The sequence below is a fragment of the Paenibacillus solisilvae genome (assembly GCF_042656405.1).
GTDB lineage: Bacteria > Bacillota > Bacilli > Paenibacillales > Paenibacillaceae > Paenibacillus_Z > Paenibacillus_Z solisilvae.
Genome location: NZ_JBHSOW010000016.1, coordinates 16283 through 31883 on the forward strand (window position 1 = coordinate 16283; position 15601 = coordinate 31883).

The 15601-nt window shown below is 47.8% G+C and carries 14 protein-coding genes; 7 read left to right on the plus strand and 7 right to left on the minus strand.

Going from position 1 to position 15601, the window contains the following annotated elements; genetic code table 11:
• Nucleotides 1-43: 43 nt before the first annotated feature.
• The 4 genes from ACFPYJ_RS04410 to ACFPYJ_RS04425 are packed head-to-tail and all read right to left on the minus strand — an operon-like array spanning nt 44 to nt 3659.
• Entirely contained in the window at nt 44-1324 is a 1281-nt protein-coding gene (locus ACFPYJ_RS04410; protein ID WP_379186838.1) for a CapA family protein, read from the minus strand.
• Nucleotides 1321-2076: an RluA family pseudouridine synthase gene (locus ACFPYJ_RS04415; protein ID WP_379186839.1), complete on the minus strand. Its 756-nt coding sequence runs from the start codon at nt 2074-2076 to the stop codon at nt 1321-1323. The genes ACFPYJ_RS04410 and ACFPYJ_RS04415 overlap by 4 nt, the downstream gene beginning before the upstream one ends.
• A gap of 1 nt (nt 2077) precedes the next feature.
• On the minus strand, nt 2078-2944 hold the full coding sequence (locus ACFPYJ_RS04420; RefSeq protein ID WP_379186840.1) for a class I SAM-dependent methyltransferase: 867 nt from the start codon (nt 2942-2944) through the stop codon (nt 2078-2080).
• Nucleotides 2931-3659: a response regulator gene (locus tag ACFPYJ_RS04425; protein ID WP_379186841.1), complete on the minus strand. Its 729-nt coding sequence runs from the start codon at nt 3657-3659 to the stop codon at nt 2931-2933. The genes ACFPYJ_RS04420 and ACFPYJ_RS04425 overlap by 14 nt, the downstream gene beginning before the upstream one ends.
• A gap of 90 nt (nt 3660-3749) precedes the next feature.
• On the opposite strand from ACFPYJ_RS04425, the gene ACFPYJ_RS04430 reads away from it, so the two are divergent.
• Nucleotides 3750-5828, plus strand: coding sequence for a sensor histidine kinase (locus ACFPYJ_RS04430; RefSeq protein WP_379186842.1), 2079 nt, complete (start codon nt 3750-3752; stop codon nt 5826-5828).
• Here the strand turns inward: ACFPYJ_RS04430 and ACFPYJ_RS04435 are convergent.
• Complete coding sequence (locus ACFPYJ_RS04435) at nt 5825-6148, minus strand: helix-turn-helix domain-containing protein (RefSeq protein WP_379186843.1); 324 nt, start codon at nt 6146-6148, stop codon at nt 5825-5827. The two genes, ACFPYJ_RS04430 and ACFPYJ_RS04435, sit on opposite strands and share 4 nt — an antisense overlap.
• Nucleotides 6149-6500: 352 nt before the next feature.
• Here ACFPYJ_RS04435 and araA point away from each other — a divergent pair, with 352 nt between their 5' ends.
• Both araA and ACFPYJ_RS04445 read left to right on the plus strand, forming a co-directional pair.
• Nucleotides 6501-7991: an L-arabinose isomerase gene (gene araA, locus ACFPYJ_RS04440; protein ID WP_379186844.1), complete on the plus strand. Its 1491-nt coding sequence runs from the start codon at nt 6501-6503 to the stop codon at nt 7989-7991.
• Between the two features lie 216 nt (nt 7992-8207).
• Nucleotides 8208-9131: a GNAT family N-acetyltransferase gene (locus ACFPYJ_RS04445; RefSeq protein ID WP_379186845.1), complete on the plus strand. Its 924-nt coding sequence runs from the start codon at nt 8208-8210 to the stop codon at nt 9129-9131.
• Here the strand turns inward: ACFPYJ_RS04445 and ACFPYJ_RS04450 are convergent.
• On the minus strand, nt 9128-11014 hold the full coding sequence (locus tag ACFPYJ_RS04450) for a terpene cyclase/mutase family protein (RefSeq protein ID WP_379186846.1): 1887 nt from the start codon (nt 11012-11014) through the stop codon (nt 9128-9130). The two genes, ACFPYJ_RS04445 and ACFPYJ_RS04450, sit on opposite strands and share 4 nt — an antisense overlap.
• A gap of 136 nt (nt 11015-11150) precedes the next feature.
• Between ACFPYJ_RS04450 and ACFPYJ_RS04455 the strand changes: the two genes are divergently transcribed.
• The 3 genes from ACFPYJ_RS04455 (at nt 11151) to ACFPYJ_RS04465 (ending at nt 13791) form a co-directional block, all read left to right on the plus strand.
• Nucleotides 11151-11483, plus strand: coding sequence for a hypothetical protein (locus ACFPYJ_RS04455; RefSeq protein WP_379186847.1), 333 nt, complete (start codon nt 11151-11153; stop codon nt 11481-11483).
• A gap of 161 nt (nt 11484-11644) precedes the next feature.
• Nucleotides 11645-12190, plus strand: a complete 546-nt coding sequence (locus ACFPYJ_RS04460) for a DUF1697 domain-containing protein (protein ID WP_379186848.1) — start codon at nt 11645-11647, stop codon at nt 12188-12190.
• Between the two features lie 65 nt (nt 12191-12255).
• Entirely contained in the window at nt 12256-13791 is a 1536-nt protein-coding gene (locus ACFPYJ_RS04465; protein ID WP_379186849.1) for a cobyric acid synthase, read from the plus strand.
• A 109-nt stretch (nt 13792-13900) separates the two neighbouring features.
• Here the strand turns inward: ACFPYJ_RS04465 and ACFPYJ_RS04470 are convergent, their stop codons facing one another.
• On the minus strand, nt 13901-14326 hold the full coding sequence (locus ACFPYJ_RS04470; RefSeq protein ID WP_379186850.1) for a VOC family protein: 426 nt from the start codon (nt 14324-14326) through the stop codon (nt 13901-13903).
• Nucleotides 14327-14524: 198 nt separating this feature from the next.
• On the opposite strand from ACFPYJ_RS04470, the gene ACFPYJ_RS04475 reads away from it, so the two are divergent.
• Complete coding sequence (locus tag ACFPYJ_RS04475; protein ID WP_379186851.1) at nt 14525-15532, plus strand: zinc-dependent alcohol dehydrogenase; 1008 nt, start codon at nt 14525-14527, stop codon at nt 15530-15532.
• Nucleotides 15533-15601: the final 69 nt, after the last annotated feature.

Consider the following 15601-nt stretch of genomic DNA (forward strand, 5'->3'; position numbering starts at 1 on the left):
ATTAATTGTCGCCCTTACGTGATCGCAGCGTAAGGGCGTTTATTTATTGAATACTATCTTTCAGGGTGTAAGGCTGCTGTGACATCGAGGCGAATCGTTTTGCTAGAATGTCCAGGTTTGTCTTCAATGCCTCGTAATCGGCATTCGTTAATCCTTCTTGATTATGATGAAGAAGTGTCTGCTCGACCGGAATGATAACATAATGATTGACACCGCTTTGTTTCGTGCGCTTTACCCAGGTAGGAATAGGCTCGACATCACCAATTGTAGTGATTCCTTTGCTTACATTCTTCTGGATATGAACCTTGAAAATGACCCCGTAGTCCTTGGTATCTCCGCGTTGATTAGAAATGAAATTACCCATCGAATAAATAATTAAACCGCGCCTTATTGTACCGTCTTCTCTGACAGCTTCAACCGTTTCATAGGGCTGAACGACATGGGGATGCGAGCCGGCAATAATATCCGCCCCAGCAGCAATTAGCTTTCGGGCTAATGCTGTCTGCGTATTATTCGGCACGGTTTGATACTCCGTTCCAAAATGAAGGGACACCGTTATAAAGTCAACACCGGCTGCCCGCAATCGTTTAATATCTCGAATGATTGCACTCTCGTCTATAAGCGATACGGTGTAGGGTTTATTCGCAGGGAGCGGGATGCCGTTCGTTCCGTACGTGTAGGCGAGCAGTCCCATACGGATTCCCTTGCGTTCAACAATCGTAATGGCATCTGCTTCCGATTGCGAGCGGGCGGTTCCTTTTACGGCGAAGCCCAGCTTCTGCAGTTTCTCGAGTGTAAGCTCGACACCCTTGGCTCCCCGATCCAGTGCGTGGTTATTAGCATTGGTAACGACCGTAAAGCCTGCATATTTCAAGGCATCCGCAAGCTCTGAAGGGGCATTGAAGCGCGGGAACCCGGAATAACCCAGAGCTTTTCCGCCGATCGGTGTTTCCAAATTTACTAGTGACCAGTCGGCTTGCTTCAGAATCGGTTGAACCTGCTCGAAGAAGGGATTGAAATTATATTTCTTCGTCTTCGAGTCGTACGCCCCTGGAAGCTGGGGCATATGCATCATTACGTCTCCTGCGGCCATCCAGACGGCATCCGTGATCTCATCAGGAGGGGCATCCGGATTACTTGTTTCATTCGAAGCCTCATTATTCGAATCTGGAGGATTATCTTGATTGGTATTCCCATCGGCAGAATCGTTGCCCTGTGAGTCGTTAGCCGTTGGAGACCTGTCAGGTTTTGAAGAGAACTCCGTACAGCCAGAGAGAAGTAAGGCAATGAATAAAGTTAGACCTATTACCCGTATCATTCTCATCTGCCGTATCCTTCTGAGGGCACGATATGAAGAGCGTTGGTATAATCGGCGTCACTGAATTTTGCCCATTGCCCATGATGAGGAGGGCGGGAGAGGAAGGTCATCCATTCTTTCGTAACGGGATGGGATACCCCGATGGAAGCGGACCACAGCGCAATATCCTGTTCACCCTCCGGGGCAGGAGCCCCATATTTACGGTCATAGAATAACGGGCAGCCAATGGCTGACATCTGAGCCCGGATTTGATGAGATCTTCCGGTTACGAGCTTCACGGCAACAAGGGAACAATCGCGGTGTTTGGCAACAACTGCATAATCCAATATTGCTTCTTTAGCATCATTTACAGGACGGTTAGATACATGTACGGTATTTCGTGCAGCATCCTTGCTCAAATAGTGCCGCAGACGGCCTGAGGAGGCTGCTGGAGCGCCGTGAACCACAGCGACATAGATCTTATCAAACTGCCTGCTGCGAACGGACTCCGATAAACGTGAAGCTGCTTTGGAGGTTTTAGCGAATAACATCGCTCCTCCAACAGGACGGTCCAAGCGATGAACAAGCCCGACATAGACATTGCCAGGCTTGTCGTACCGGATTTTCAAGTCTTCCTTAAGCAGCGTAACCATATCGGGCTCTCCGGTGTCATCAGCCTGGGACAGGATGCCAGGCTGTTTAACGACGGCAAGTAAATGGTTGTCTTCGTATAGGATCGGGAGAATAGAAGAGGGCGATGAATGAGAATCGCCTGCCATCCTATTCAGCCTCCCAACGGCCTAATATTCCGCAAGGGAGTGTTAATCCGGTTGCTGTAATCGGCAGACCGATCTCTCCGCAGTGTATAGAGCCTCCAAATTTGCGGCCCATCGTCATATGGAGCATGTTATGAAGCACGGTAGGCGAAATTCCGCTTGTGTAAGAGTTGACGAGCATAAAAAGCGGATCCGGTGATAGAACGCTTAAGCAGGATTCAATAAATGGATACAGGTTCTCTTCCAGCTTCCACATCTCTCCATTAGGCCCGCGGCCATAGGAAGGCGGATCCATGATGATGGCGTCATACTGCTTGCCTCGGCGCTCTTCGCGCTGCACGAATTTGAAGACATCATCAATGATGTAGCGGATAGGGTTGCTCTCGAGCCCGGATAGCTGGGCATTTTCCTTTGCCCATTGCACCATACCTTTGGCCGCATCCACATGGCAAACCTCAGCGCCTGCTGCTGCAGCTGCGAGCGTTGCTCCGCCGGTATAAGCGAATAGGTTGAGCACCCGGATCGGCCGGCCGGCTTGTCTAATCTTGTTCATCATCCAGCTCCAGTTAACAGCCTGCTCCGGAAATAATCCGGTGTGCTTGAAGCTGGTTGGCCGAATGTGGAATTTCAATTCCCCGTAGGTGACGGTCCAGCGATCAGGCATCTTCGTGCGGAATTCCCATTCACCGCCGCCAGAGGAGCTGCGGTGGTAATGGCCATCGGCGGTTGTCCAGCGGTCATTTTGCCCCGTGTTCGGCCAGATGACCTGAGGGTCCGGCCTTCTAAGTACGAAACGGCCCCATCTTTCTAATTTCTCTCCGTCTCCCGTATCCAGCAATTCATAGTCTTTCCATTGATCAGCGTTGTACATTTCCAGTTCCTTCCTTGATGTTGAATTTATAGCCGATACCGCGAACCGTTACGATAAAGATCGGATTGGTCGGATCAGGCTCGATTTTTTTGCGCAAATTGCTAATGTGAACCATAAGTGTGCGCGTATCTCCCATACTGTCATGACCCCAAACGATTGTATACAGATCATCCAGAGCAAAAGCGCGGTTTGGCGACTTGGCGAGCCTTACAAGAAGTTCGAATTCTTTCGTCGATAAGAAAACTTCCTTCTCCCCCACGTGGACAGTCCGACCTGGCAAATCAATGACGAGGCCGTCAAAGCGCAGTACTTCATCATGCTCGCGAGCGGCAAGGTTTTGCCGGTTCACGGATTGTCTGCGCAGATGCGCTTTGACCCGTGCCACAAGCTGGCTTGGGCTGAACGGTTTGGTCATATAATCGTCGCCGCCTACCGCCAATCCGTGTATAATGTCGATATCGTCGCTTTTACAGCTTATGAACAATATGGGAACATTGGAAATGGTTCGGATTTGCCTGCATACTTCAAAGCCGTCTATACTTTTAAGTGAAATATCCAAAAGGATCATATCTGGCTGCAGCTCGCGCGCCAGCTTGATGGCATCCTCGCCATTATCTGTTGAATGGACGACGAAGCCGTCCCTTTCCATATAAAGCGTTATAAGCTCGGTAATGTCTGACTCATCATCCACGACCAATATTTTGCTCCCGCTCATCTCTATGCCTCCTCTTCCTCGAACTATTATAGCGAATGGAGGGAGTGCTGAGCAATCCACGTTTTTGCAGGAGGGATTTATATTCAACGTTTGCTTGCCATCATACTCCTTGCCTTAGTATGTTCACTTCTATTAACCAGCTGTACAGCCGAGCCGGAAAGCCCTAAACCGAAAGCCGTGCATGGGGTGCTGGATCTTCGGGGCTGGTCCTTTTATAAGCAGGGAGAACTGCCGCTAACCGGCGAATGGGCGTTTTACGGGAAGCAGCTGCTCATGCCGGAGGATATAAGTCCATCCATGAACAGCAGCTTTGTCAGGGTACCGCGGTCCTGGAACAGTTATCCCGCAAGCTTTGGATTCAAAGATGGGCGAGGTTATGCGACTTACCGTTTAACCGTCTATATTCACCCGATGGACAGAGTGCTTGCGCTCCGGGTTCCTAATATCTTCAGCGCTTATAAGCTGTGGGTTAACGGGAAAATGGTAGCTTCTGCTGGAACAGTCGGCACAAGCCGGGCATCAACTAAACCTGAGCAATACCCGCGCATCGTTTCCTTTGACGGTCAAACGGACAAGCTGGATATTGTGATCCAAATATCCAATTTTCAACATCGCAAAGGCGGGATATGGGTTGATTTTAAGCTGGGGGACAGCAACCGAATCGTTACCTCCCAAATGAAAGCGACTGCGCAGGATATGGTCATATTGGGCAGTTTAGTGATCATTGGCGTGTATCATATCGGCTTATACGCATTTAGACGACAGGAAAGGTTCACACTGAACTTCGGTTTGTTATGTTTATTTGTGGCTGCCAGAGCGGGCGTCACAGGTGATTCTTATCTGGTGCAATTATTCCCCATTTCATGGGAAGCCGCATTGAAGATTGAATATATTTCATTCTCGCTAAGCGCGGTTACAGGCTTCTTATATGTGTACAGATTGTTTCCTTCGCTTGGATCAAAACGATTAGCACGGGTGGTTATTGCCATTGGCCTGCTGCTCTGCCTATTCGTACTGATCAGCCCGGCAATTGCTTATTCCAAAATGCTGCCGCTGTTTCAGATTTTTGTACTCGGCGTCTGTCTGCACGCGCTGTTTATTCTGATTAAAGCACAATTTCAAAAGCGGGAGGGCTCAACCTTCGTACTTACAGGGGTGGCAGTATTCGTCATAACGGTGATGAATGACATGCTTTTCTATAATGAATGGCTCGTAACCTATCAATTAGTTCCGCTTGGTCTGTTCTTCTTCATGCTGATGCAGTCCTTCATTATTTCTACCCGCTTCTCGGCCGCGCTTCGAAGGGTCGAACAGGTATCTGATGAATTACGCGAGCTGAATACCCATTTGGAGGAGAGAATTGAAGAGCGGACCGATGCATTAAGCCGAACGAATGCAACATTGAAGCAGAGAAACCGTGATCTGGGTAAGATGGAGACATCCAGGAGGCATTTGATGACGAATATTTCCCATGATCTTAGGACTCCGATTACACTTCTTCAGGGGTATTTGGAAGCTATTCAAGATGGAGTGGTTAAGACAGAGGAACAGAGGCAGAAGTATGTGCGCATGATGCTTGGCAAGGTTGGCGGGCTTAACCGGCTTATTCATGATTTATTTGAGCTTTCCAAGCTGGAAGCGGGCCAGCTTCGTTTCGATTATCTCAATGTACCGCTTGATGAGTGGATTGCACAAATTCAAGCACAATATGAAATTGATGTGCGCAGTGCCGGTCTGAACTTTTCATGTGCGTATGACTATGCCGGTCAAACTGCTTCATATCAGTTGCATCCGGAGCAAATCCTGCTTCATCTGGACTTGCCGAGAATGGATCAGGTGATGGGCAATATCATTTACAACGCCATTAAACATACATCGGCAGGAGGCAATATTAAGGTTCTTTTTTATTATGATGTCGATACGAGCAGGGTCATTATTAGTGTTTCTGATACGGGCAGCGGGATTGAGAAGGAGCATCTTCCATATATTTTCGATCGGTTCTACAAAAAAGAAATTTCACGAAATTCATCTGATGGCGGGAGCGGGTTGGGCCTGGCAATTGCCAAAGAAATTGTTGAAGGCCATGAGGGAACAATAGGGGCAGAAAGTATGCCAAACAAAGGGACTATAATCTGGATAGCGCTTCCAGTTAGAAGTATGCAGAATTAGTCCGCTTGTCTGATAACGGCCATCATACGATCTATCGATTGTTTGCGCTTTTCTTGATCCATACTGTTCAGAATGCGGATGATTTCAATAGCTTCAGGTGTAACCTGCGTTTCCGGCTTTACAGGTTCCCCTCCGATAATGTAGTCTAATGAAACGTTAAACAAAACAGCCAGTTTCTTCAACGTTTCATAGACGGGCTGACGATTGTTAATTTCATAGTGGCTGTAGGCGGAACGGGTAACACCGATCTGCCTGGCAACATCTTCTTGAGAAAGGCTTTTACGCAGACGCAGTTCTCTCAAACGGTCTCCCATCGTCATGTTAATAGCTCCTTACGTGAATACTGAACATCTAGTCCTAGTACGAGCGGGTTCCGTATTACTCTACTACTAGTAATTTATGATACAAAGTGTATCATTGTCAAGTGCAGGATATGAATTTTGTTAGATAAATAGGGTAAAAGGCTTGATTTTATCCAAAATAAGTTTAACTCTTGTAAATGATAAGGTGAAGGCGTACAATAGGAGAAGATAAGGTTGTACGTACAAGTGGAAGAAGCGAATGTGCTTGTTATGTGGAGTTTTATTGCATTTATTCATTTCTCTATATAGCAGTATAATTGAAGCTTTGTTGATTTGTTCGTACAAGTGAATGAATAAGGAGGAGAATTTATTGCTGTCCATAAAAAAATATCAATTTTGGTTTGTAACGGGAAGCCAGCATTTGTATGGTCCTGAGACGCTGCTCGAAGTAGCGGATCATTCACGTATCATTACAGAGGGATTAGATCGTGATGAGGCCATTCCTTTTGAAGTGGTCTTTAAACCTGTACTTACAACTCCGGAGGAGATTTACAAGCTTTGCTCGGAAGCGAATGCGGATGAGAACTGCGCAGGACTAATTACGTGGATGCATACCTTCTCTCCTGCAAAAATGTGGATCGCCGGTCTGTCTGAGCTGCGTAAACCGCTTCTGCATCTTCATACACAATTTAATCGTGATATTCCTTGGGATTCTATCGATATGGATTTTATGAATACGAATCAATCGGCACATGGCGATCGTGAATATGGATTCATTGGGGCGCGAATGGGTATTGCCCGTAAAGTTGTCGTCGGTTACTGGGAGGATCAGGAAGTGCGCGGATGCATTGCCGGTTGGATGCGGACGGCTGTCGCCTTTTCAGAAGGGCGCTCGCTGAAGGTTGCAAGATTCGGCGATAACATGCGTCAAGTAGCCGTGACAGAAGGCGATAAAGTCGAAGCGCAAATCAAATTCGGCTGGTCCATCAACGGCTATGGCGTAGGCGACCTTGTCGCGCGGATTTCCGAAATTACCGAAGAGCAGGTCAATGCGCTGACAGATGAATATGAATCCGTCTATGACATTTCGGCAGAAACGCGCAATACGCCTGAATTGTGGGAAGCGATTCGGGAGCAAGCCCGCATCGAGATCGGTATGAAGTCGTTTCTTGAAGAAGGCGGATTCACCGCATTCACGACCTCGTTCGAAGATCTGCATGGCTTGAAACAGCTTCCTGGTCTTGCCGTACAGCGTCTGATGGAAGCCGGTTACGGATTCGGCGGTGAAGGTGATTGGAAGACAGCCGCATTGACGCGCGTTATGAAGACGATCGCCGGTAATAAAGGAACGTCGTTCATGGAAGATTACACGTATCATTTTGAACCAGGAAATGAGCTGGTCCTCGGTTCGCACATGCTCGAGATTTGCCCGACTATCGCTGTTGACCGTCCGCGCCTGGAAGTACATCCACTCGGTATTGGCGGTAAAGCTGATCCTGCCCGCATGGTTTTCAATGGACGAGGCGGTCTTGCATTGAATGCTTCGATCATCGATCTGGGACACCGTTTCCGTCTGATTATCAACGTAGTGGATGCAGTGCAGCCGGAGCAAGCGATGCCAAAGCTTCCGGTGGCACGCGTGCTGTGGAAGCCGCAACCATCATTGAAAGATGGAGCTGAGGCATGGATTCACGCCGGCGGCGCCCATCACACCGTATTCTCCTACGAGGTGAGCGTGGATCAACTGGTGGATTGGGCTGAAATGACCGGTATCGAATGTGTTATCATTGATAATTCGACCAACAATCGCTCGCTTCGTAATGAGCTTCGTCTGAACGACATGTATTGGCGTCTTCGATAGGAGCATCTGGATTAATTTGCAGCGAATGCAAGGAATGAAATGCACTGGCTTCTTGATAAGCGTCCCTATGGGGCGCTTTTTTGTTGTGAGCTGCTGAATGCTGAAGTTCTCATCATGGTGCAGGAAAAGGTTGGGGCTTTATCGAATATAGGGATGATGCTATGTAAATGCAGCAAAACGAATATTATCCGGTGAGGAATGGAGTCTACGAATCAAATGAAAATTTCGGATAGCGATCTGTTCTTTCGATTACACACAGCTTCAGATTCTCACAGGATAGTAAGCATGATTAACCGCGACCCCAACCACTTATTAAACGGCATCGGTGTCACCGAGTTTGAACAGGATTTGGATGAGCCGAATGGAAGAATACGTGAACACACATTTGTTGTTGAGCTTGGGCAAGTTACTGCCGGGTACTTCTCACTATGCTTTGTTGAACGAAGCTCGCATACCGACGTCTACTGCTTTGGGACAGTGGATATGGATTGGAGGCGGCGGGGGATTGGAACGGCCATCTTCAAGTTCATTTTCAAACGGCTGCAAGGGATCGCCAATCAAGAAGCAAGTCCTGTTCACTTCTGTCATCGTGCGGTTTCGCTAATTGCAGGAGAAACCGCTTGCGGGGTCGATTTTGGAATGAAGGAACAAAGTACCTTGGAGATACTCTGTCTGAAAAACAGATCTGATCTAAACGACATTAACCGGTCTGCTCCATTTCAATTTCGTTCTCCGGCACTAGCGGACGCAGAAGTTTGGGCTGATATTTATAACGATGCATTCGGCGGTAACAAGCGTGCAGAAAGTGTCATACACGAATTCCAGAGTGCAAGCTTCAATCCTGACCTGTATCTCCTAGGCATGAATAATAGCGGAGAGCCGATTGGATTAGTCTCGTCATTACTTAGAGGGACTGGGGCACGGATACCAACCCTGGCTGTTAGGCGTGATTGGCAAAGACAAGGTGCCGGAAAAGCGTTATTATCTGAAATTCTGCGTCGTTTACAGCATACGGCAGTCGACTATATCCGGTTAAGCGTAGAAAGCACCAACAAATCAGCCAAGACGCTCTACTTCAAAAACGGTTTCCAGCCAGAATATAATCGGATCAATTATGCTGCTGTATGTTTACCTGATTAATTCAGATACTTCTTCCTGTAATTGGACAACGCCAGAAGCGGCCAGATTAGTGAATAGCTGTCGTAGCGTGTATACATATGCCCCGGCAGCGCGGCTCCGGTTGGATAAAAGGAAGCGATTTCTGCCGTAAACTGCTGCTCGAGCAGAAACTGAACGGCGCTGTTCATGTGCTTACATGGAGAATCGGATACGGAGATTAGAGCATCCAGTGCCCAAGCAGTCTGCGAAAGCGTTGAGGCCGTGAGCGGGATAAACGCTTTTGCTTTGTCACTGAAGCAGGATTCGCCAAAGCCGCCGTCTTCATTTTGTATTTGGAGCAGCCATTCCTTTGCTTTCATGATGGGAGCGGAATCTGGAGGCTCACCAACAGCGCTCAAACCGGTTAAAGCCGCCCATGTGCCGTAAATATAACAGATCCCCCAGCGTCCATACCAAGAGCCGTTGTCCTCTTGATGCTGATATAGCCATTGTACGGCCCGCTTGATGAAAAGAAGGTTGTTCTTCAAGCCAAGCATGCCCCCTGCATATTCAAGTGTTCGTCCGGTCAAATCGGCTATAGAAGGATCCGTTGCCGCGTCGTCTGCACCGTCAAGCGGAAGCCAGCTGATGAAACGATGGTTGTTGTTGCGCTCAAATGCCGCCCAGCCGCCGTCGCTGTTTTGCATGGCCAACAGCCATTGCAGGCCTTTGTTTGAAGCTTCTCTGTAGGAAGGGAGATGACGTAATCCATAGATAGCACGAAGCGCGGCGGTCGTATCGTCAATATCTGGATTGATATGATTCACATGAGAGAAGCCCCACCCGCCCGGAACCGGATTCTGAACCTGCAGCTGCCAATCCCCCAGCTTCGAATGCTGCTTTGATAGCAGATATTGACCTGCTTGAGTGATGGAAGGGTTCAAGGCATTCAAGCCAGCTGATTGCAGGGCGTGACTGATAAGGCTGGTATCCCACACGGTCGAAGTTGTATTTTGCAGGGTGATACGGTTACCATCCAGATCCGTCATAACCATCGACTCCAGCCCTTGTACGGCCTTCTTAATCACCTCGTGGTCAGCTGCATAGCCAATAGCTCGAAGCGCATGAATCATAAGCACGGTAGCACTCGCAAAACTGTACAGCGTGCCATCCGGTTCAATACGGTCCAGCATGTACTGCTCGGCATGCCGCGTTGCGGCTGTGTTCGCCTGCCCCGGAAGCTTCATAACGGACTGTGTCCACGTCTTAATGGCAGCGAGGATACGCGGATTGAAATGCCGTTCCCAGCCAGGCTCCAAACGATCATGAGCCGGATTGGATAGCAGCAGCGATTGTTCCGGGGAGAGCGGGGATGAACCAAATGCCGGTTTTCTGTCGGCGAGGATAAGCATGGGAGCCATGTGTGCGCGGGCGTAGCCGGAGAATTGAAAAAAATGGACGGGAGACGAAGTCGGCAGCATCATGAAGGCTAAGGGAACCGGGAACCACCGCGGCCATTCGTATTCGCCGATTACGGCCAACAAGAATTTGGTCAGCAGACTATTAACCCGTGAGATCCCGCCAAGCTGCATGATGATCGATCTGGCCCGGACCATAGAAGCTTCAGAAGCAGAAACCCCTGCATATAACAAGGCAAAATAGCTCTCCACAGTAGCACATAAATTAGGTGCATGCTCATCGGGATACACCCGCCAGCCGCCGTCGGAATGCTGTTTCGCCTGAATGCGATGACATAACGCATCTATGAGTTTATGGTTCTCATAACCTAGTGTTTGCAGCAGCATGATGACCGCCGCGTCCATGGTTGTTCCATATTCAATAAATCCAAAGCGCCATGTACCGTCGGCGGACTGTGTGTTTATGAAATGATAAACCAGCTTGTCGATTCCATGTTGAACATTCACTTGTCAATCACCTCATTAGCATGAGTTGCCCGACTAAAGTCGGGGGTCAAACAGTGCCCAGGGCGGAGTACACAAAGCTGATCTATCGGTTAAACTGAACCTAGAAGAGTCCAAATTGTAAAGGAGGCCGCAGGTTATGAATCCTTATCCGTATTCGTACAAAGTGCGTAAAAGCAAAGCGTTAACCGTACTGCTGTCCATGATATTTCCAGGTGCCGGACATTTATACTTAGGACTTATGCCAAGAGGGCTTGCGTTCATGCTAACGTTTATCCTGAATATCGTTATGATCGTGTTTGCAGCTCAAGGGAATTTTCCATTCCACATGGCTCTGGTCACTTTCGTCGCTCTGCTGCTGCCGGTTACGTATCTGCTCAATATCTTTGACGGCTTGCAGCAAGCCAACCAAAATCATGCAAGCACGCAAAGCTTCGATGGGGCAGAAGAAATGAATCCTTTCATGAATTAATGCGAATGAGGAAAAGAAAGAAAACCAGTTCGGGCGAATGTCCTCGAACTGGTTTTTGCCGTTTTTCTCACGAAAGCGGCCAATTAGGAGGAACTTACGTTTATAATAAAATAAGCGGTAAATTTCAAAATAAATGATTCCGGCTGGAAAAGGAGCATACCATGACCCTTTATTTTGCATTGCTGCGCGGCATTAATGTCAGCGGTCATAACATGATTAAGATGACGGAGTTAAAACGGATGTTCGAGGAGATGGGGTTTGCTCGCGTACAAACGTATATCAACAGCGGGAATGTGCTGTTTGAATCAGAGGAAGAGGGGGAATCGCTTGAAGCTAGGATTGAGCAGGAGATCAGCAGCGTCTTTGGCTTAACCATTTCCGTTATGGTAAGATCCGAATCCGAATGGAAAACGATAACTGCGACATGTCCGTTTTCGCCGGAGACGCTGATCGACAAACAAAGCATACATTTGACTTTATTGAAGAAAGCACCAACGCAGGAAGAGCTGGATCGGTTACCGGATATTGAGCTTGAAGGCGATGAATATTTGATCGATGGCAGAGAAATCTATGTGCTTTACAGAAGAAGCAGTTTAGATTCCAAATTAACGAAGAAGTTTCAAAAGCTTGTGCCTGCTACTTCACGCAACTGGAAAACAGTTATTAAGCTTGCCGAAATGGCAAAAGCGTTGGAAACCAAAGAATAACCCTGGATAAGGACAGCGTTTATTCGGCCAGTATACATACTTAATTAAAGAAAGGCGGCATGTTGATGAAGCAGGCCAGAACGATTATGATTCAGGGAACCGCTTCGGACGTAGGAAAAAGCGTCCTGACGACGGCGCTTTGCCGGATTTTCAAGCAGGATGGTTGGAAGGTCGCCCCTTATAAATCACAAAATATGGCTTTGAATTCCTATGTGACGGTTGACGGTAAAGAAATCGGGCGCGCGCAAGGCGTGCAAGCGGAAGCATGCGGTATTATTGCAACGACAGATATGAATCCCATTTTAATAAAGCCAACCCGTGAGATGAGCGCGCAGATTGTGGTGCACGGCGAACCGCATGAGGAAATGAGTGCGCGCCGTTACAGGGAAGCGTATTTGCCGCTTGCCGCGGAGATTGTCAAAGATGCCCTGAATCGTCTTCGGGCTGAATATGAGCTTGTAGTCATGGAAGGGGCGGGAAGTCCCGCGGAGATTAATCTCAAGAGCCGAGATATCGTTAACATGCGGGTGGCCGGGTGGGCGGATTCTCCAGTGCTGCTCGTTGCCGATATCGACAAGGGAGGCGTATTTGCCGCTATTGTCGGCACTTTAGAGCTTCTAGAAGAGCATGAACGTAAACGGGTTCAAGGATTTATTATTAATAAGTTCCGAGGGGATGTCAGTTTGCTTCAGCCTGGCCTTGATTGGCTGGAACAGCGAACAGGTATACCGGTGCTCGGAGTCATTCCGTACGTGGCGCAAATCGGCATTGAAGCTGAGGATTCGGTTGTGCTTGATCATCTGCAAAGCGACGAGGTTATTCAGAATGGCCTTGATATCGCGGTGATTCGATTTCCGCGTATTTCCAACTTTACTGATTTCGACCCGGTTGCTGCAGAACCGGATGTTTCCCTTCGTTATGTGCAGAGCTTGAAACAGCTGAAGCAGCCGGATGTGGTCATTCTTCCCGGTTCCAAAAACACCTTGGAAGATCTGGCCTACTTACAGCAGTCAGGCCTAGCTGAGGCCATCCAAAAGCTTGTTTCAAACGGCTGCCGCCTTGTTGGCATATGCGGTGGCTATCAGATGTTAGGCCGAAGTCTCAGTGATCCGTTTCAGGTGGAATCCGAGCAAGGTGCCGTTAGCGGGTTGGATTTCCTTCCTTTGTCTACTCTTTTTTATAAGGAAAAACGCACCGTTCGAGTTCTGGGACAGGTTATTGGCGATGCAGGGGCTTGGTCATCGTGGCAGGGGATTCCTGTTGATGGCTATGAAATCCATATGGGACAAACGATTAAGCTTGAGCCCGTGCACTCGTTATTTTCCCTCGGAGAAGGTATAGATGGTGCGATTTCCGAAAATGGGCAAGTGTGGGGGACCTACATCCACGGGATTTTTCACAATGATGAGTTTCGCAGAAGATGGCTGGATTCCGTGCGCAGCTTTAAGGGATTAGATCCCATTCTCTCGATTATACCGTTCCGCACTCGTCAAGCTGAGGCTTTTGACAAGCTGGCCGATCATGTCCGTAATCATCTGAATATGGATAAGCTGTATGAGATTATGGGGATAAGCGAGCTGGAAAGGGTTGAAGGCCGCTAATAGATGAAGGTGGAATTCCAGAGCTGAGCAAAGCGGAACGGAAAAAAACCAAGACATAAGATAAAGGCGCTGGAACTTAAGCTTCCGGCGCCTGCTTGTCTTTTATTATTTAAATGCCTTCACCATTATCGTAGTTGAACTGCCATTCAATTCCAAACTGGTCTTTTAAGTTGCCATAGCATTTGCTCCAGAAGGTTTCTTGCAGCTCCATGTTAACCTTGCCGCCTTCTTTCAGCTTGTGAAAATAAGATTTCATTTGATCCAAGTCGGTGCTGACTACGGAAAGGCTTATGTTATTTCCTTCAACGAAAGGCATGCCGGGGAAAACATCGGAGAACATGACATTGCTTCCATCAATGTTAAGCCGGGTGTGCATGACTAAATTTTTGGCTTCTTCCGGAAGAGGATAATTCGGGTCGGCAGGAGTTTCGCCAAAGGTCATAAAATGGGTTTTTTCTACCCCGAAAACTTGTTCATAAAACGCAACCGCTTCCCGACAATTCCCATTGAAGTTTACATAAATATCTACTGCCATTACCTTCACTCCTTCGTTTTGATTGGTAAAGTTTTCATTCAAATTGTACCATTTACTTGTCCATAATCAAATTTATTTACCAAACGATCAAATGGAAGGTTTATCGTTGTTTTCGATAAAAATTCGTTTCTGCAAGCAAAGACAACTAATCGGATAAGGCTTATATTAAGAGTTATCAATATTGGGGGTGGGAGCACAATGATCAACAGGAAGGTCATGTTTATAAGTCCGATGCAAGTTGAAACGGTGGAAGAGAACCTTATCTCTGCAGCCTTGAACGATAATGAAGTCGCAGTGAAATTGATTTATTCACTTATCAGCCCTGGAACAGAGCTTGCGATGCTGTCCGGCAAGGAAGATTGGGCTAAGCTTCCATTATGTCCTGGATATGCAAGTGTGAGTACAGTCGTTGAAGTGGGGAAAGCTGTAAGCGGTTTTCAAGCCGGAGATATCGTATTTCACTATGGCAGTCACTCTGAATATCAAGTTGTAACCGCCAGTCATGTCTTTATTAAAGTACCTGATCATCTGAATTTGAAGTGGGTTCCATTTACCCGCATGGCTACAGTTGCTATGACCTCGGTGCGTGTATCCGATATTGAAATCGGCGATTATGTAAGTGTGACCGGTCTTGGGCTTGTTGGAAATCTGGCTGCGCAATTGGCGCGCCTGCAGGGTGCCGCAGTTATCGGGGTTGATCTGTCAAAAGAACGAATCCGGACCGCCCATACATGCGGTGTGGATTACACGCTTCATGGCGGGGAAGAAAATGTTAAAGAAAAGATAGCGGCCATAACAAATGGAAAAGGCGTTTCCACCCATATTGAAGCTACCGGTGCAGCCCGTGTAGGGGTTGAGAGTCTGGAATGGATAGCAAAGTTAGGCGAGATTATTTTCTTAGGAAGCCCCCGTGGTGAATACAACGCAGATGTCACGGATATTTTAAACTACTGTCATCTTTATGGCCGGGGCTGTATTACGTTTAAGGGAGCGCATGAATGGCGGTACCCCGTTGAACCGAATGAGTTTGTTAAACATTCCTTGGTGAGAAATTCGAAGATTGTATTTGAACTTATGAAACAAAGCAGGCTTCAGATCGAACCTTTGATTAGTCATGTGATCAAGCCGGAGCAAGCGCAGGAGGCTTACGAGGGGCTGAGAGTCAATAAAGATCAGTATAACGGCGTATTGTTCGACTGGTCCTAGAATGCCGGCTCTTCACTGGTACAAATGCAAGCCTTTCCAATTCTCCCTTGAGAATCGGGACAGGCTTCA